The organism is Cellulophaga lytica DSM 7489 (assembly GCF_000190595.1).
Taxonomy (GTDB): Bacteria; Bacteroidota; Bacteroidia; order Flavobacteriales; family Flavobacteriaceae; genus Cellulophaga; species Cellulophaga lytica.
Genome location: NC_015167.1, coordinates 3,384,916 through 3,403,307, shown reverse-complemented (window position 1 = coordinate 3,403,307; position 18,392 = coordinate 3,384,916). Strand labels below are relative to the sequence as shown.

At 31.5% G+C, this 18,392-nt stretch carries 18 protein-coding genes; 10 read left to right on the top strand and 8 right to left on the bottom strand.

Annotated features, from left to right (window positions below; translation table 11 throughout):
- Nucleotides 1-25: 25 nt before the first annotated feature.
- Both CELLY_RS14990 and CELLY_RS14985 read left to right on the top strand, forming a co-directional pair.
- Complete coding sequence (locus tag CELLY_RS14990) at nt 26-2,665, top strand: DNA gyrase/topoisomerase IV subunit A (protein ID WP_013622544.1); 2,640 nt, start codon at nt 26-28, stop codon at nt 2,663-2,665.
- A gap of 48 nt (nt 2,666-2,713) precedes the next feature.
- Nucleotides 2,714-3,673, top strand: a complete 960-nt coding sequence (locus tag CELLY_RS14985; RefSeq protein ID WP_013622543.1) for a sterol desaturase family protein — start codon at nt 2,714-2,716, stop codon at nt 3,671-3,673.
- Nucleotides 3,674-3,819: 146 nt separating this feature from the next.
- On the opposite strand, the gene CELLY_RS14980 is transcribed toward CELLY_RS14985, so the two are convergent.
- Both CELLY_RS14980 and CELLY_RS14975 read right to left on the bottom strand, forming a co-directional pair.
- Complete coding sequence (locus tag CELLY_RS14980) at nt 3,820-4,200, bottom strand: hypothetical protein (protein ID WP_013622542.1); 381 nt, start codon at nt 4,198-4,200, stop codon at nt 3,820-3,822.
- Between the two features lie 64 nt (nt 4,201-4,264).
- Nucleotides 4,265-4,612 (bottom strand): helix-turn-helix transcriptional regulator, encoded by a 348-nt coding sequence (locus tag CELLY_RS14975; RefSeq protein ID WP_013622541.1) that lies wholly within the window; start codon nt 4,610-4,612, stop codon nt 4,265-4,267.
- A 301-nt stretch (nt 4,613-4,913) separates the two neighbouring features.
- On the opposite strand from CELLY_RS14975, the gene CELLY_RS14970 reads away from it, so the two are divergent.
- From CELLY_RS14970 to CELLY_RS14960, 3 genes are all read left to right on the top strand, one after another.
- Nucleotides 4,914-6,029, top strand: coding sequence for a M14 family metallopeptidase (locus CELLY_RS14970; RefSeq protein WP_013622540.1), 1,116 nt, complete (start codon nt 4,914-4,916; stop codon nt 6,027-6,029).
- A gap of 107 nt (nt 6,030-6,136) precedes the next feature.
- Nucleotides 6,137-6,616, top strand: coding sequence for an Lrp/AsnC family transcriptional regulator (locus CELLY_RS14965; protein WP_013622539.1), 480 nt, complete (start codon nt 6,137-6,139; stop codon nt 6,614-6,616).
- Nucleotides 6,617-6,689: 73 nt separating this feature from the next.
- The gene (locus CELLY_RS14960; protein WP_013622538.1) at nt 6,690-7,205 is read left to right on the top strand and encodes a DinB family protein; all 516 of its coding nucleotides are present in this window, start codon (nt 6,690-6,692) and stop codon (nt 7,203-7,205) included.
- A 20-nt stretch (nt 7,206-7,225) separates the two neighbouring features.
- Here the strand turns inward: CELLY_RS14960 and CELLY_RS14955 are convergent, their stop codons facing one another.
- On the bottom strand, nt 7,226-7,522 hold the full coding sequence (locus tag CELLY_RS14955; RefSeq protein WP_013622537.1) for a hypothetical protein: 297 nt from the start codon (nt 7,520-7,522) through the stop codon (nt 7,226-7,228).
- Nucleotides 7,523-7,620: 98 nt separating this feature from the next.
- Nucleotides 7,621-8,682, bottom strand: a complete 1,062-nt coding sequence (aroB, locus tag CELLY_RS14950) for a 3-dehydroquinate synthase (RefSeq protein ID WP_013622536.1) — start codon at nt 8,680-8,682, stop codon at nt 7,621-7,623.
- Between the two features lie 94 nt (nt 8,683-8,776).
- Between aroB and CELLY_RS14945 the strand changes: the two genes are divergently transcribed.
- Nucleotides 8,777-9,943, top strand: coding sequence for a proline dehydrogenase family protein (locus CELLY_RS14945; protein WP_013622535.1), 1,167 nt, complete (start codon nt 8,777-8,779; stop codon nt 9,941-9,943).
- A gap of 69 nt (nt 9,944-10,012) precedes the next feature.
- Here the strand turns inward: CELLY_RS14945 and CELLY_RS14940 are convergent, their stop codons facing one another.
- The 4 genes from CELLY_RS14940 to porX all read right to left on the bottom strand — a co-directional run bounded on the left by CELLY_RS14940 (nt 10,013) and on the right by porX (nt 13,692).
- On the bottom strand, nt 10,013-10,399 hold the full coding sequence (locus CELLY_RS14940; RefSeq protein ID WP_013622534.1) for a hypothetical protein: 387 nt from the start codon (nt 10,397-10,399) through the stop codon (nt 10,013-10,015).
- 1 nt (nt 10,400) lies between these two features.
- On the bottom strand, nt 10,401-11,600 hold the full coding sequence (locus CELLY_RS14935; protein WP_013622533.1) for an alanine dehydrogenase: 1,200 nt from the start codon (nt 11,598-11,600) through the stop codon (nt 10,401-10,403).
- Nucleotides 11,601-11,685: 85 nt separating this feature from the next.
- Nucleotides 11,686-12,093, bottom strand: coding sequence for a tRNA (adenosine(37)-N6)-threonylcarbamoyltransferase complex ATPase subunit type 1 TsaE (tsaE, locus tag CELLY_RS14930; protein ID WP_013622532.1), 408 nt, complete (start codon nt 12,091-12,093; stop codon nt 11,686-11,688).
- A gap of 54 nt (nt 12,094-12,147) precedes the next feature.
- Complete coding sequence (gene porX, locus CELLY_RS14925) at nt 12,148-13,692, bottom strand: T9SS response regulator signal transducer PorX (RefSeq protein WP_013622531.1); 1,545 nt, start codon at nt 13,690-13,692, stop codon at nt 12,148-12,150.
- A gap of 37 nt (nt 13,693-13,729) precedes the next feature.
- Here porX and CELLY_RS14920 point away from each other — a divergent pair, with 37 nt between their 5' ends.
- From CELLY_RS14920 to lpxA, 4 genes are all read left to right on the top strand, one after another.
- Complete coding sequence (locus CELLY_RS14920; RefSeq protein WP_013622530.1) at nt 13,730-14,956, top strand: HD domain-containing protein; 1,227 nt, start codon at nt 13,730-13,732, stop codon at nt 14,954-14,956.
- A gap of 224 nt (nt 14,957-15,180) precedes the next feature.
- Nucleotides 15,181-16,206: a UDP-3-O-(3-hydroxymyristoyl)glucosamine N-acyltransferase gene (gene lpxD, locus CELLY_RS14915; protein WP_013622529.1), complete on the top strand. Its 1,026-nt coding sequence runs from the start codon at nt 15,181-15,183 to the stop codon at nt 16,204-16,206.
- Nucleotides 16,196-17,599 carry a bifunctional UDP-3-O-[3-hydroxymyristoyl] N-acetylglucosamine deacetylase/3-hydroxyacyl-ACP dehydratase gene (locus tag CELLY_RS14910; RefSeq protein ID WP_013622528.1) on the top strand — a complete coding sequence of 468 codons (1,404 nt, stop codon included), beginning with the start codon at nt 16,196-16,198 and terminating at the stop codon, nt 17,597-17,599. The genes lpxD and CELLY_RS14910 overlap by 11 nt, the downstream gene beginning before the upstream one ends.
- A 1-nt stretch (nt 17,600) precedes the next feature.
- Entirely contained in the window at nt 17,601-18,386 is a 786-nt protein-coding gene (lpxA, locus tag CELLY_RS14905; RefSeq protein WP_013622527.1) for an acyl-ACP--UDP-N-acetylglucosamine O-acyltransferase, read from the top strand.
- Nucleotides 18,387-18,392: the final 6 nt, after the last annotated feature.

Sequence of the window (18,392 nt, the reverse complement as noted above, 5' to 3'; positions counted from 1 at the left end):
ACCAGATAAACACGAGTCTTTCTTTATGGAAGAGAACGAAGAAGTTAACGAGAATCTAGACAATAATACAAACAATCCGCAAGATGAGCTTACAAAGGTCACTGGGATGTATAAAGATTGGTTTTTAGATTACGCCTCTTATGTAATTTTAGAACGTGCAGTACCTGCTATAGAAGATGGTTTTAAACCAGTGCAGCGTAGAATTATGCACTCACTTAAGGAGTTAGATGATGGTAGGTATAATAAAGTTGCAAATGTAGTTGGTCATACAATGCAGTATCACCCTCACGGTGATGCTAGTATTGCAGATGCTATGGTGCAAATTGGTCAAAAAGACCTTTTGATAGACACACAAGGTAACTGGGGTAACATTTTAACAGGAGATAGAGCAGCAGCATCTAGATATATAGAGGCTAGGCTGTCTAAATTTGCTTTAGATGTTGTTTTTAGTCCAAAAATTACAGAATGGCAACAATCTTATGATGGCCGTAAAAAAGAACCAGTAAATTTACCTGTTAAGTTTCCTTTGTTGCTTGCTCAAGGTGCAGAAGGTATTGCAGTGGGTTTATCAACAAAAATACTACCTCATAATTTTATAGAGCTAATAGATTCTTCTATTAAACATTTAAAAGGGCAAAAATTTAAATTATTTCCAGACTTCCCTACTTCTGGTATTATAGATGTAACAGGTTATAATGACGGACTAAGAGGAGGAAAAATAAGAGTTCGTGCAAAAATTTCACAATCAGATAAAAATACACTGGTTATTAGTGAAATACCTTACGGCACTAATACTTCTTCTTTAATAGATTCTATTTTAAAAGCGAATGACAAAGGGAAGATAAAAATTAAAAAAATTGAGGACAATACAGCTGCAGATGTAGAGATTTTGGTTCATTTGCCAGCTGGCATTTCTCCAGATAAAACTATAGATGCTTTATATGCATTTACTGCTTGCGAGTCTTCTATATCTCCTTTGGGTTGTATTATAGAGGATAATAAGCCATTATTTATTGGGGTAACAGAGATGTTGCAGCGCTCTACAGATTATACAGTAGAATTGCTAAAGGAAGAATTGGAAATTCAGCTTGGAGAATTAGAAGAGCAATGGCACTTTTCTTCTTTAGAGCGTATTTTTATAGAAAACCGTATTTATAGAGATATAGAAGAAGAGGAAACTTGGGAAGGTGTTATAGCTGCAATAGATAAAGGTTTAAAGCCGCATACTAAACATTTAAAAAGAGCTGTAACAGAGGAGGATATTACTCGTTTGACAGAAATTAGAATTAAGCGTATTTCTAAATTTGATTTAGATAAAGCACAGCAGCTACTAGATAGTTTAGAAGAGCGTATTGCGGAAGTAAAGCATAATTTAGAGCACTTGGTAGAGTTTGCTATTAATTATTTTAAAAATCTAAAAGATAAATACGGTAAAGGTCGTGAGCGCAAGTCTGAGATTAGAGTTTTTGATGATATTGAAGCTACAAAGGTAGTTATAAGAAACACAAAGCTTTATGTAAATAGAGAGGAAGGTTTTGTGGGTACATCCTTAAAGAAAGACGAGTATGTAACCGACTGTAGTGATATAGATGATATTATAGTATTTACTAAAGATGGCCATATGATGGTTTCTAAGGTAGATTCAAAAATATTTGTAGGTAAAAATATTATACACGTAGCTGTATTTAAGAAAAAAGACAAGCGTACCACTTATAATATGATTTATAAAGATGGTAAAGGAGGAGCTAGCTACATAAAGCGTTTTAATGTTACATCTGTTACAAGAGATAAACTTTATCCGCTTACTACAGGAAAACCGAACTCAGATGTCTTGTATTTTTCCGCAAACCCTAACGGAGAAGCAGAAATTGTTACCATTCATTTAAGGCAAGTAGGTAGTATTAAAAAACTTAAGTGGGATATGGATTTCTCTGATATTTTAATTAAAGGGAGATCATCAAAAGGTAATATTGTTAGTAAATATGCTGTTAAGCGTATAGATTTAAAAGAAAAAGGTGTTTCTACATTAAAACCACGTAAAATTTGGTTTGATGATGTGGTGAGTAGACTAAACTTGGATGGTAGAGGTGAATTGCTTGGAGAGTTTAAAGGGGAAGATTTAATTCTTGTTATAACTCAAAAAGGAATAGTAAAAACAGTTAAACCAGAAATTACGACTCATTTTGATGAGGATATGATAGTTTTAGAAAAATGGAATCCTAAAAAACCTATTTCGGCTATTTATTTTGACGGTGTTAAAGAGCGTTATTACATTAAGCGTTTTTTAATAGAAAACGAAAACAAAGAGGAGTTGTTTATTTCTGAGCATCCAAAGTCAGTTTTAGAATTGGTGTCTACAGATTGGAGGCCAGTTGTAGAATTGGAATTTGCAAAGCCTAGAGGTAAAGAGCAAAAACCTAATCAAAAAGTTGATATAGAGGATTTTATAGCAATTAAAGGAATTAAAGCTTTAGGTAATCAGTTAACTGCAGATAAGATTAAAAACACCAATGTTCTAGAGTCTTTACCTTATGAAGAAGTAGAAGAAATTGAAGAGGCTCCAAAAGAAACGAAAGTAACAGAGAAGGAAGAGGTTACGGATTCTAAAGCGGATGATAAAGATGATTCTGCTGACGATGATACCGAACAAACAACTCTATTTTAGAAATAATAACCTTTAATATAGTTATCTTAGCAAAAAAAATATTTTTATATGGATTTAACAAATCCGCTAGTATACGGCGGTCCAGCGTTTATAATTTTTATTTTATTAGAATTAGCTTATAGTAAAAGTCATGAAGAACACCATGATCTTTACGACTGGAAAGATCTTTTTGCAAGTGGTTTTATGGGTGTTGGTTCTGCAATATTAGCTGCTGCACTTAAGGTAATATCTGCCATAGTAATTTTTGAGTTTGTTTTTGAGCTTTGTAATCCAGAGGTAAATGGTGTAAACACCAACCTTTTAGGTTATGAGTCTTTTGGCTATGCATGGTATGTGTGGTTACTTTGTCAGCTTGCAGATGATTTTACTTATTATTGGTTTCATAGAGCTAACCATGAAATTAGAATTTTATGGGCAGCACATATTGTGCATCACTCATCAGACAACTTTAATTTAGGAACAGCTGTTAGAAATGGTTGGTTTACATTATTATATAAGCCACTTTTTTATATGTGGATGCCAGCTATAGGTTTTGAGCCAGAGATGGTTGTATTCTGCTTGGGTATAGAGGCTTTGTGGCAGTTTCAGTTACATACGGTGTTGTTACCAAAGTTGGGTATTTTTGAGAAGTTTATGAATACGCATACAATGCATCAAGTACACCACGCGCAAAACGTAGAGTATTTAGATAAAAACCACGGTGGCTTTTTAAATATTTTTGACAGAATGTTTGGTACTTGGTTACCTTTAGATGATAGTATTGATGTTAAATATGGTGTAATACACGCGCCAAACTCTAACAATCCAATTGTTATTTTAACGCACGAGTTTAAGGATATTTGGATGGATATGAAGAAATCAAAAAAACTATCTCATAAGTTGATGTATGTATTTGGACCTCCAGGTTGGAGTCATGACGGAAGTACAATGACTGTTAAGCAGCAACAGAGACAATTTAAAGAGTATGCAAAAAGCAACTCTAAAAAATCCTTTGAAAGACCTAATTAATAGTGTCTTTTAAAAATAAAAAAACCTCGCTACAAAAGCGAGGTTTTTTTATTTTAAGCCTTTTTAAAAGGTGTAATGTTTATTCTGAGTAAATATGTTTTAACTGATGAGTAAAGCCTTAAAACGGTTGGTAATTGATTTATGAGCTACTTTTTAACCCTGATGGCTTTACCTTTCATAACAATCAATTCTTTTTTTGGGTCTCTAGCAGCGTTACTGTATTCAAAAGTATAACTATCGCTGGTTGTTTCTAAAATTTTAAAATGAATAGAAGACTGATCTTTAAGTGATTTTAAAACAAACTCACAATCGTTTATCCAGCGTACAGATGAGCTATCCACTTTGTTTTCATAATATTCAACACTGTATTTCTCATCTCTTGTAAAACGTCCTGTTTTCTTCTCTCCGTTAATCTCGTAATTAAAAGTAAATTCGCCAGTTTTAAAGTCGGTACAATCCCTTTTAGGAGCGTAACAAGATGTTAGTAAAGCTGCAGAGGCAATAAGGTAAAAATGTTTTATTTTCATAAAGCAAAAATAATTAATTATGTCAGACTTCTAAAGCGTAATATTGTTAAATAAGTAATTGAATTTAATTTTTATCAAAGGTTTCAAAAGTTCCATCTGTGTAAAAAATAATTACTTTACTTACTTCTTTTCTTAAAGCTTCTTTTTCTTTTTTAATTGTGGCAGAGGGAATGTTATAATCATTTACTTGGGGAAAACTTCCTTTCCCATTTAAAAGCCAATATAAATTTACTTCAGGAAAGTGGGTTACTACTTTTAAAACAAACTCTAAACTAGGTTTGTTTCTTCCGGATAGTAAATGTGATATACTGGACCTTTGTACTTCTACTTTTTCTGCAAAAGCAGCAGCGGTTAAGTCGTAGTAATTAATTATTTTTTCTAGTCGTTTTATAAACTCTTCAGAATTTACCATTGTAACATTTAGAGGTTTTATATGTTGCTTTTTTATTGAAAATAGCTTGTATAATTAATTTTATTATTATATTTTTACTTTAAGTAAATTGATTTAAATCATTAAAAAACAATAGTTTATTGTATTTTCATAAGTAAAACTTATACTTTACTATTTTTAATATTACAAATGTAACTAAATAATAGTTATATTTATTTTTTATGTTTACAAAAGTAAATATCGTAGTTATATTTGTAACTTAAGTTGTTACATATGTAACTTAATATAGCGTTATATTTACTGCTTAATAATAAGGATGTAGATGATAGATTTTAAGCAGATATTTTTAAGTTGTAAGGAGGATAAAGTAGCTGGGAGATACGTAACAAATGAGGATGTTTTTCCTTTTTTAGAAGCTAGCATTTTTAAGAATGAAATTAAGCAAGTAGGAAAATCTGTTTTGGGAGAACCTATAAAATTAATTACAATTGGTGGTGGAGAAACTAAAATTTTAATGTGGTCTCAAATGCACGGTAATGAGTCTACAACAACAAAAGCAGTTTTAGATTTTATTAATTTTTTAGAGGAGCCTTCAGATTTACAATCTTCAATATTAAAAAAGTGCACAATACAAATTATTCCAATATTAAATCCTGATGGTGCAAAAGCATATACCAGAATTAATGCTAATGAAATAGATTTAAATAGAGACGCACAAGATAGGAGTCAGCCTGAAAGTATAATTCTAAGACAAGTTTATGAAAACTTTAAACCTGATTTTTGTTTTAACCTACATGATCAGAGAACAATTTTTAATGTAGGTGAAACAAATAAACCTGCTACAGTGTCTTTTTTAGCTCCCGCCTTTAATAAGGAAAGAGCTTTGTCTCCTTCAAGAGAAAAAAGTATGCAGCTTATAGTGGCAATGAATAGTGTTTTGCAAAATTTTATTCCAGGTCAAGTTGGTAGGTATGATGACGGATTTAATAGTAATTGTGTTGGAGATGCTTTTCAAATGTTGAACACACCAACCATTTTGTTTGAATCTGGACACTTTCCTGAGGATTATGAAAGAGAAAAAACTAGAGAATTTATTTTTTATTCCTTGTTAAAGGGAGTAGAGACTATAGCAAATAACTCGCTAAATAACTTTAAAGTTAGCTCTTATTTTGAAATACCAGAGAATGGTAAGCAATTTTTAGACCTTATTATATATAATACTAAAAATATAGTAACTACATATTCTGAAGTCGATTCTTTAGGAATTCTTTATAAAGAAGTGTTAAAAGATGACAAAGTTGTTTTTGAACCTGTTGTAGCAGAGGTTAAAAATTTAGACAATTTTTATGCACATAAAACACTTAATTTACTGAATAGTAGTGATTTAGATTTTGTTAAAAATAACAATCTTTTATCTACTGCATTGCTTGGTAATTAACAATTTAATTAGTATATGTAAAATAATTGCATTATTGATAAAAAAAAGTCATATTTAGTGCGTATATCTTCTTATTTTACTATTTTTGTTCCAAATTTAATTATATAATGACTAAAGTTAAGCTAGACGAAATTGATCACCAGATTCTGGATATGTTAATTGACAATACCAGAACTCCGTTTACAGATATCGCAAAAAAATTACTTATATCTGCGGGTACTGTACATGTAAGGGTAAAGAAAATGGAAGAAGCCGGAATTATACAAGGTTCATCTTTAACATTGGACTATGTTAAGTTAGGTTATTCTTTTATTGCTTATGTAGGAATATTTTTAGAAAAAACACATCAAACTAAGTTTGTTTTAGAGCGTTTAATAGGTATACCTTACGTTACTGTAGCGCATATTACAACAGGCAAGTTTAATATTTTTTGTAAAATTAGAGCTAGAGATACTCAACATGCTAAAAATATCATTTTTAAAATAGATGATATTGATGGCATTAGCAGAACAGAAACAATGATTTCTTTAGAAGAAAGTATTAACGATAAAAAACGTTTAATGCATACAATTTTTAATGAATTGTAATTTCTTAATATTGAAAGTAAATTAATAACACCAACCCAATGTTTTACGCATTGGGTTTTTTTATTTTTTTTAAATGAAAGCAACAGAATTAACACTGCAAGATTATAATGCTTATTATAAAGGGTATATAGATTTGGTAGGAGATGTAAGTTTACTTGCCGCTTTGCAAAATGGAAAAAAGAAATTTAAAGACTTAATAGCTGTTATTCCAGATAGTAAGTTGGATTTTTCTTACGCAACCGGAAAGTGGACTGTAGCAGAGGTTTTAGTGCATATTATTGATACAGAACGTATTTTTCAATATAGAGCTTTGAGGTTTTCTAGATTAGATGCTACACCTTTACCTGGTTTTGAGCAAGATGATTATGTACCAACATCTAACGCAAACTCAAGAAACAGAAAAAGTTTGCTGCAAGAATTTTTAGATGTGAGAGCGGCAACAATTTCTTTATTTGCTAACCTAACACAAGAGCAATTAAAATTTATAGGTACAGCAAGTAACTCGCCAATGAGTACTGCTGCTGCAGGCTTTGTTGCGTGTGGTCATTTAGAACATCATTCTAAAATAATTTTAGAAAGATATTTATAAAAAGAATTTAAGAGAAATAATTATTCGGTCTCCTCTGCGTCTTCAAAATTTGCAGATGCAGAAGTTTCTGTACCTGTAGACTCTAGTTCTTTTTCTATAGCTTCATCAAAATTTGCAATAAAGTTAGATAAGCTTTTACTTATTCTAACTAAATAAATAGTGTCTTCGGTTTTAACTTCAACAGCTTCTACAAATTCTCCTTTTGCATTTTTAAAAACAATAATGTCGTTATCACCATACCCGTGTGGGTAAGACTCTATTAATTTTGCAGCTACTTTGTGGTCAAGTTTTTTGTAATCTACTAGTTTGCGTAACATAATTCATTGGTTTTAGTTTTACAAGAACTAAACTAAAACTTTTTTCCCTTCAAAATTGTAATTAGTTGTGTAGCAGGGGTATTATGTAGGTGTGTGTCTTAAACTTTGTAGTATGCAAAAGATTGGTGTAATAAATCTTCATCAACTGTAACATCAATTTCACATTCTCCAATAGATTTTAGTAAAACAAAGTTAATATTACCATGAGAGTTCTTTTTATCAAACTTTAAGTAGGTTAAAATATTTTTAATATCCTCTTTTGTAAATGTTACTTTACCGTATTGTTTTGTAAAAGTACTTTTTATAGCTTCTAAAGCTTCGTTAGTTAAACCTGTTAGTTTGTTACTTAAATAGGCCTCTAGCACCATACCTACAGCAATAGCTTCACCGTGTAGTAATGTTTCTTTGTCTTCAGTTTCTAAAAAGTAAGACTCAATAGCGTGGCCAAGTGTGTGACCGTAATTTAAAATTTTACGTAAATTTTGCTCGGTTGGGTCTATAGTTACAACATTGTTTTTAATAACAACTGAATCGTAAATAAACTCATCTAAATTTGTAAAATCAGCTACTAAATTTAGTTCATTCCAATATTTCTTATCCTTTATTAAACCGTGTTTTAGCATTTCCGCAAAGCCACTGTTTAATTGTCTTTCCTCTAATGTTTGCAGAAATGAAGAAATAACTAATACCATTTGTGGTTGGTTAATAACGCCAACTTGATTTTTTAAAGAGCCTAAATCTACACCAGTTTTTCCTCCTACAGAAGCATCAACCATAGATAATAAGGTGGTAGGAACATTAATAAAATCTATTCCTCTTTTAAATGTAGAAGCAACAAAGCCTCCTAAGTCAGTAATAACACCGCCACCAAGATTTATCATAACGCTTTTGCGGTCTGCGTCTAACTCAGATAAAACGTGCCATACTTGTACACAAGTTTCTATGGTCTTGTTAATTTCACCTTCTTCAATTTCAATTATCTCAAAATTATAATCGCCATTAATTTGCGCCATAAAATTTGGCAAACAGTGTTGGTGGGTGTTTTCATCAACCAAAATAAACACCTTAGAGTAGTTAGCTTTAGCTAAATGAGTGTTTAGTTCTGAGTATGCTTTTTGGTTAAAATGAACTGAATATTTTTGAGCTGAAATTGACTGCATGATTCTTATTTTAAAATATGCAAAATAAACACATATTTTAGTTATTAGAATATAAAATCTGTATTTATATTTGCTCTTTACGAAATTATTAAAAATGGAACAAATTTTTGAAAATACAGCAACTGCTTTCGCTTTAAAATCGGATTCTGAATTAGAAAGAGCCTATTTTTTATTCAAGCTTATTGCTAATGAACCGTTAGTACGTATTGGTACTGCGGTTACAAATTTTGCTATTAAAGCACATTTACCTGTAGAGGGCTTAATTAGAGCTACTGTTTTTGACCATTTTTGTGGTGGTGTTAGCGAAGTGGATTGCTTGCCTGTTATAGATAAAATGTACGATAAAAAAGTAAGTACAATTTTAGATTATTCTGTAGAGGGTAAGGAAGAAGAAAATCATTTTGATCTTGCGTATCAAAAAATACTAAATGTATTAGATTTTGTAAAAGAGAAAGAGTCTATACCGCTAGCTGTTTTTAAACCTACTGGTTTTGGAAGATTTATTCTTTTTGAAAAAGTTGGGGCAGGCATTGCTTTAACAGAAATGGAGCAGTTAGAGTGGGATAGAATTGTTGCTAGGTTTGATAAAGTTTGTAAAAAGGCTTACGATTTAGATGTTGCGCTTTTAGTTGATGGTGAAGAAAGTTGGATGCAAGATGCAGCAGATGATTTATGTACTTTAATGATGCGTAAATACAATAAAGAAAAAGTTGTTGTGTATAATACGTTGCAGATGTATCGTTGGGATAGATTAGATTATCTTAAAAAATTACATATAGAGGCTAAAGAAGAAGGTTTTAAAATTGGGATGAAAGTGGTGCGTGGTGCGTATATGGAAAAGGAAAATGAAAGAGCTGAAGAAAAAGGTTATCCTACACCAATTTGTGCCTCTAAAAAGGATACCGATGATAATTTTGATGCTGCTGTGGCCTATATGATTGATCATTTAGATGACATGTCTATTTTTATGGGTACACACAATGAAAACAGCTGTTACACTTTGATGCAGTTAATGGAGAAGAAAAATATTCCTCATTCAGATTCTCGTGTATGGTTTGGGCAATTGTATGGTATGAGTGATCATATCTCTTTTAATTTAGCTGATAAAGGATATAATGTTGCTAAATATTTACCTTTTGGACCAGTTAGAGATGTAATGCCTTACTTAATACGTAGAGCAGAGGAAAATACATCTGTTGCAGGGCAAACAACAAGAGAATTATCTTTATTAAAAGAGGAGCGCAAAAGAAGAAAAATATAATATATGACTATTAATAAAAAAGGTGAGTTTTTAAAACTCACCTTTTTTTTATGTCAATTTTCAGTAAAGTTATTTGCTAAGATCTATTTTATCTATAACAACCTTGTCTGTGCAGTTTATTACAGTTAAAACGGCTTCTTTTTCTTTAATTAAACCTTCAATTTTATAGGTTTTGCAAGGTGTAGATTTAGTGTCACTGTTTCCAAAATCTATGTCTCCATCGTTTAAAAAATAAGCAACTGTTGTAGAGTCTATAGTCTTATTGTTTAGTAAAGTTTTTATATCGTTAGAGTAGGATAGTGGTTTAGAGCGCAGGTCTTTAAGAACTCTACAATTAGGAAAATAACAGAACTCTGTTCCTGTTTCGTCTGATTTCTTTTTTAAGAAAAAAGTTAAAAATACAATACCGATTGATAGTCCTACTAAGTACCATCCTAATCGTTTGATGAATGCCATATTAAAAAATTAAAAAATTGATATCACTATACTGTAAGTCGTACCATTCTCCTACAGATTTGTTTGTTAAAATTCCGTGGTACATATATAGTCCGTTTCGTAAGCCTTTATCAAAACGTAATGCATTTTCCATTCCACCATCTTCACCAATTTTTAAAAGGTAAGGTGTAAAAATATTACTTATAGATATTGATGAAGTTTTTGGGTATCTAGACGGTATGTTAGGTACGCAATAGTGTACTACACCGTGTTTTGTTATAGTTGGTTTATTGTGTGTGGTTAGTTCAGAGGTTTCAAAACAGCCACCCATATCTATACTAACATCAATAACTACAGCATCTTTTTTCATATTTTCTACCATAGTTTCTGTAACTACAATAGGAGAGCGGTCTTTACCTCTAATGGCTCCAATGGCTACATCACACCTTTTTAAAGACTTTAAAAGGTTCTTTGGTTGTAATGTAGATGTGTATACGGTTTGTTTTAAGTTGGTTTGTATTTGTCTTAACTTGGTGATAGAATTATCAAAAATTTTCACGTTAGCACCTAGTCCAATTGCAGATCTGGCTGCAAACTCACCAACGGTGCCAGCGCCAATTATAACAACTTCTACAGGAGGCACGCCACTAATATTTCCAAACATTAATCCATTACCATTATTGGTTGTGGCCATTAGTTCTGATGCAATTAGTACTGATGAAATTCCTGCTATTTCACTCAAAGATCGTACAGCGGGGTATTTACCATCTTCATCTTGTATATATTCAAAAGCAATTGCTGTAATTCGTTTTTTTGCTAATTCTTCAAAATATTTTTTAGATTGTGTTTTAATTTGAAGTGCAGATATAATTGTTGTCTGCGGATTTAGCATTTGTATTTCAGAAAGCGTAGGTGGTTCTACTTTTAAAATAAGCGGACAAGAAAACACCTTTTTAGTGTCTTTTGTTACTTCTGCACCTGCGTTTGTGTAATCTAAATCAGAAAAACTTGCACCTTCACCAGCGCCAGACTCTATTAAAACACGATGTCCGTTACAGGTAAGGGCATTTACTGCATCTGGAGTTAAACATATTCTTTTTTCTTGATACTGATTCTCTTTCAGCATCCCAATAAATAATTCTCCCTTTTTTCTAAGGATTTCTAGCTTTTCTTCTTGTGGTAGTAGTTGGTATTTGCTAAATGGCGAAGAAGGCTGATTCATATCCGTTAGTGTTTGTTAAACTGACCATCAAAATTACAATTTTATTTTTAAAACCATTGGTTAATTAGGTTTTTCTAAGTCGTTATTAAAAACTGATTCTACGGTCTGTAGGGTTAATTACTTCTAGTTTTATATTAGTAGTATCTTCAGGTAAAAAAGACGTTATTTTTTCTGGCCATTCTATAAAAACCCATTTATTGGCATAAAAATAATCTTCTATACCTATGTCTAGTGCTTCCATTTCATCTTCTAACCTGTAAAAATCAAAATGATAAGCCAAGGTTTTGTTTTTGTTATCGTGGTACTCGTTTACAATACCAAAAGTAGGGCTAGAGGTATCGCCAATAACACCTAGTTCTTTCATTATAGCTTTAATTAAAGTGGTTTTTCCGGCACCCATTTCACCATAAAAACAAAGTGTTTTAGTAGGTGCGTTAGCAATGATTTTTTTAGCTATATTTTGTATTTCAGATGTGGAAAATGTAGTGTTCATTTTTGTTATAAATTATAAAAACGCAAATGTAGTTGCCAATTAGTTTGTGTGCAATTATCTAGGCTCTAAAACAACAAAAGGTATAATCATTTCTTCTAAGGAAACGCCCCCATGTTGGTAAGTATTTCTGTAGTAACTTACATAATGATTGTAGTTGTTTGGATAAGCAAAAAACAAATCATTTTTAGCAAAAATAAAAGAGCTACTCATATTAATAGTAGGTAGTTGTAAGTCTTTAGGGTTTTTGGCAGAAAGCACGTCTTTATTGTCATATGATAAGCTTCGACCTGTTTTATATCTTAAGTTTAGGCTAGTGTCTTTATCTCCCACAACCTTAGATGGTTGCTTAACGTTAATTGTGCCGTGGTCTGTGGTAATTATTAGTTTTTGCCCCATAGCTTGCGCTTGCTGTATAATTTCTAGCAAAGGAGAATTTTTAAACCAACTTACAGTTAAAGATCTGTAAGCTTTGTCATTGCTTGCAAGCTCTTTTATTACTTCCATTTCTGTTTTTGCATGTGATAACATATCTACAAAATTGTATACAATTACAGTAAGATTATTGTCTTTTTGAGTTTTGTAGTTTTGAGACAATTGTTTGCCTTGTTTTAGGCTGCTAATTTTGTGGTATTCCCATTTTAAATCTAACCCAAGCCTTTTTAATTGTGCACCAAGAAAATCCTCTTCGTGTAAATTTTTACCACCTTCATCTGTATCATTTTTCCACCAGTTTGGGTGTTGTTTTTCCATTTCTAGTGGTGTTAGACCAGAAAATATAGCATTACGCGCATATTGAGTTGCTGTGGGTAAAATGCTAAAATAAGGCGTTTCTTTTTTCTTTTTGTAAAAAGAATTTACGGTACTCTCAAAAGCCAACCATTGGTCATACCTTAAGTTATCTATAACAACAAGTAATGTAGATTTATCTTTTAGCTCGGGCTTAATTAAGTTTTTAAATAGCGTATGTGATAAAACAGGAGTATTGTCACTAGAAAACCAATTAGGGTAGTTTTTATCTATAAACTTACCAAACTGATTATTTGCCTCAATTTTCTGAGATTCAAGAATTTCAAACATACCAGAGTCTTCTATTTCCTCTAGTTGTAACTCCCAATGAATAAGTTTTTTATATAAATCTACCCACTCTTCATAAGAATTAACCATAGATAAATCCATAGCAATTTTACGAAACTCTTGTTGGTAATTAGACGTTGTTTTTTCTGATATTAATCTAGAGTGGTCTAAACTCTTTTTTAAACTAAGCAATATTTGGTTTGGGTTAACAGGTTTTATTAGGTAATCTGCTATTTTAGAGTCAATTGCCTCCTCCATAATTAGTTCTTCTTCACTTTTTGTAATCATTACAACTGGTAAAGAAGTGTGTGTTTTTTTAATTTCAGAAAGTGTCTCTAAACCACTAATTCCGGGCATATTTTCATCTAAAAAAACAATGTCCACTTTAGTATCTTCTAGTTCTTCCAAAGCTTCTCTGCCACTTTGGCAAGTTATCACTTGGTAATTTTTCTTTTCTAGAAATATTATGTGTGGTTTAAGTAAATCTATTTCATCATCTACCCAAAGTATTGTTATCTTGTTCATTTAGTGTCTATATTTGTAATTGTAAAGAAAGAAGATTTTGATTATATCTAACAAACTTAAAATATTCAATGATCCAATTTACGGATTTATTGGCATACCAAGCACGCTAATTTTTAATATTATTGCGCACCCTTATTTTCAAAGGCTTCGCAGAATATCGCAAACAGGTTTAACGTATTTAGTATATCCTGGTGCACAACATACTAGATTTCAGCACGCACTTGGCTGTATGCATTTAATGGAGCAGGCTGTGCAAATACTCCGCTTTAAAGGTGTAAAAATATCCAAAAAAGAAGAAGAAGGACTCTTATGTGCTATTCTTTTGCATGACATTGGTCATGGTCCCTTTTCTCATGCAATGGAGCATACTATTGTAGAGGGTGTGGATCATGAGGCAATTTCATTGGTCTTTATGCAACAATTAAATAAAGAGTTTAATGGTAAATTAGATACTGCTATAGCTATTTTTAAAAAAGAACACCCAAAAAAGTTTTTAAATGATTTGGTATCTAGTCAGTTAGATATGGATAGGTTAGATTATTTAAAAAGAGACAGTTTTTACACAGGTGTAGCAGAAGGTAATATTAATGCAGAACGCCTAATTACAATGCTTAATGTAGTAGATGGTGATTTAGTGGTAGAAGAAAAAGGAATTTACTCTGTAGAGAAGTTTTTAATGGCCCGTAGGTTTATGTATTGGCAAGTGTATTTACATAAAACAGGCTTGGTAGCAGAGCAATTATTAATAAAAACATTAAAAAGGGCAAAGGAATTAATACATAGCGGTAATAATTTGCCTTGTAGTTCTATTTTATCATTTTTTATAAAAAACAAAATAACGTTAAAAGATTTTAATGCAGATGTTATTGAAAAATTTTCAGAGTTAGATGATATAGATATAATGGCAGCTATAAAAGAATGGCAGCATAATAGTGATTTTGTATTATCTACTTTAAGCAGAATGATATTGCATAGAGATTTGCTACATATTAAAATGAAGAAAAAGCCAATATCTGCAATAAAAGTAAAAAAAGAGTTTAATTTATTTAAAGAAAAACACAATTTAACTGATGAAGAAACAGCATACTTTGTGTTTAGTGGAGAAATAAAAAACACAGCATATATACAGCATGTACAACCTATAAAAGTGCTTAAAGAAAACGGAAAAGTAACAGATGTTTCAAAAGCATCAGACCAGTTAAATAGCAAAACATTATCTAAAACAGTTACTAAATATTATGCTTGTTATCCTAAAATAGAATAGGTTAATGTAAAAAAAATGTAAAGAAAATTTAGATATATTATAACAGGTTAAAGTTTATAAGCCAGGGCTTTACTGGGTTTTGTGAAAACACAACTCAAGTAAAATGTAAACATTTCACTATTTTTCTTACTTTTGTCACCGTTAATTATGGTTTTGCAAAACCTTAATTTTTTAATAATACATAATAAGGACAAAAAACACCTTACTAAATTAATTAACAACACGTGAAGTTTACAGCTAGTCAAATTGCAGGTATTTTAGAAGGTGAAGTTCAGGGAGATCCTGAAATTACTGTACATACACTTGCTAAAATAGAAGAAGGAAAAGCGGGTTCGCTTACCTTTTTAGCTAATCCAAAATATACCCCGCATTTATATACAACAGAAGCATCTATAACTATTGTAAACAAAGACTTTTCTCCAGAAAAAGAGTTTACAACAACTTTAATAAAAGTAGAGGATGCCTACCAGTCTTTTACAAAATTGTTAACCTATTATGATCAGGTTAAAAATGATAAAAGCGGTATAGAACAACCCGTTTATGTAGATGAATCTTCTAGCTATGGAGAAAATGTTTACTTAGGCGCATTTACTTATATTGGTAAAAACGTAACCATAGGTAAAAATGCAAAAATATATCCAAACGTATACATATCAGATAACGTAACCATAGGAGATAATGTATCTTTATTTTCTGGAGCAAAAATATGCTCAGACTCTATAATTGGTAACAACTGCGTAATACATACAGGAGTTATAATAGGATCTGACGGTTTTGGTTTTTCTCCTAATACAGATGGTACTTTTACAAAAATACCACAAATTGGCAATGTAATTTTAGAGGATAATGTAGATGTTGGTGCAGGTACAACAATAGACCGCGCAACTATGGGATCTACAATTATTAAAAAAGGTGTAAAATTAGATAATCAAATACAAATTGCCCATAACGTAGAAATTGGAGAAAACACTGTAATTGCTGCACAAACAGGTATTGCAGGGTCTACTAAAATTGGAAAAAATTGTATGATAGGTGGCCAAGTAGGTATTGTAGGTCATATTTCTATAGGAGATAATGTACGCATACAAGCACAGTCTGGCATAGGTAAAAACATTAAAGATAATGAGGTTTTACAAGGCTCACCTGCTATGAATTATGGAGATTTTAATAAGTCTTATGTTCATTTTAAAAACTTACCAAAAATAGTAAAAGGAATAAATAACATTGAAAAAAAGTTTGATGGCAAATAAACCCAATTCAAAACAGAGAACTATAGCTAAAGAAGCTACGCTTACAGGTGTAGGTTTACACACAGGTGAAAAAGTTACAATGAAGTTTTTACCTGCTCCAGAAAACCACGGTTATGCTTTTAAACGTGTAGATTTAGAAGGAGAACCTATAATAGAGGCCGATGCTAATTTTGTAGAAAACACACAGCGTGGTACTAATTTAGAAAAGAAAGGAGTTAAAATACAAACTCCAGAACATGTATTAGCTGCACTAGTAGGTTTAGAGATAGATAATGTTTTAATAGAGTTAAACTCTCCAGAGTTACCAATAATGGATGGCTCATCAAAGTTTTTTGTTGAGGCTTTAGAAAATGCAGGTGTAGTAGAGCAAGAAAAAGAAAGAGAAGAATACATTGTTAAAGATGTTATCTCTTATAAGGATGAAGCTTCTGGTAGTGAAATTACTATTATTCCTTCTGATGATTACCAAATAACAACTATGGTAGACTTTGGAACCAAGGTTTTGGGTACACAAAATGCTACTTTGTTAAAATTATCAGACTTTAAAGAAGAAATTTCTAATGCAAGAACATTTAGTTTTTTGCATGAGTTAGAAATGTTATTAGAACACGGACTTATAAAAGGAGGTGATTTAAATAATGCCATAGTTTATGTAGATAAAGAAATATCTGATGAAACAATGAAAAAGCTTGAAAAAGCTTTTGGAAAGGAGAAATTATCTGTTAAGCCTAACGGAATTTTAGATAACCTAACACTGCACCAGCCAAATGAGGCTGCGCGTCATAAATTGTTAGATGTTATAGGGGATTTAGCTTTAACAGGTATTAGAATACGTGGTAAAGTTATAGCTAACAAGCCAGGTCATTTTGTAAATACACAATTTGCAAAAAAATTGGCTAAAATTATTAAGCTAGAAAAAAGAAATAGCGTTCCTAAATATGATTTGAGTTTACCTCCATTAATGGATATTCATCAAATTATGGATATGTTACCACACAGACCTCCGTTTTTATTAATAGACAGAGTATTAGAACTTTCTGATAATCATGTTGTGGGTATGAAAAACGTAACTATGAACGAACCTTTTTTTGTTGGACATTTCCCAGGAGCACCTGTAATGCCAGGTGTTTTACAAGTAGAGGCAATGGCGCAAACAGGAGGTATTTTGGTTTTAAGTACAGTTCCAGATCCAGAAAATTATTTAACTTTTTTTATGAAGATAGATAAAGTTAAATTTAAACAAAAGGTTTTACCAGGAGATACATTAATATTTCACTGTAGCCTTATAACACCAATACGCAGAGGAATATGTCATATGCAAGCGTATGCTTATGCAAATGATAAATTAGTTTGTGAAGCCGAAATGATGGCACAAATAGCAAAAAAACAATAGAATGAATCAACCTTTAGCGTATATACACCCAGGTGCTAAAATCGCAAAAAATGTTGTTGTAGAACCTTTTACAACAATACATAATAATGTAGTAATAGGCGAGGGAACTTGGATAGGTTCTAACGTAACTATTATGGAAGGCGCAAGAATTGGAAAAAATTGTAATATTTTTCCAGGAGCAATTATATCAGCAACACCACAAGATTTAAAATATGCTGGTGAAGAAACTATTGTAGAGATAGGAGATAATACAACTATTAGAGAGTGTGCTACTATAAACAGAGGTACATCAGACAGACAAAAAACCAAAATTGGAAAAAACTGTTTAATAATGGCTTATTGCCACGTTGCTCATGACTGTTTTGTGGGAGACAATTGTATTTTTTCTAACAACTCTACTTTAGCAGGTCATGTAACAGTAGGAGACAATGTTGTATTGGCTGGTTTAGTAGCGGTTCATCAATTTGTATCTATAGGTAACCACGCTTTTGTTACAGGTGGTTCTTTAGTACGTAAAGATGTGCCACCTTATGTAAAAGCTGCCAGAGAACCATTATCTTATGTAGGTATAAACTCTGTAGGTTTACGTAGAAGAGGTATTTCTTCAGAAAAAATTAGAGAAGTACAGAATATTTACCGAATATTATATCAGAAAAATTATAACAATAGTCAGGCTGTAGAAATTATTGAAGCAGAAATGGAAGCAACTCCAGAACGCGACGAAATTCTTCAGTTTATTAGAGATTCTCAAAGAGGAATTATGAAAGGCTATTTTAGTTCAAATTAAATAAAA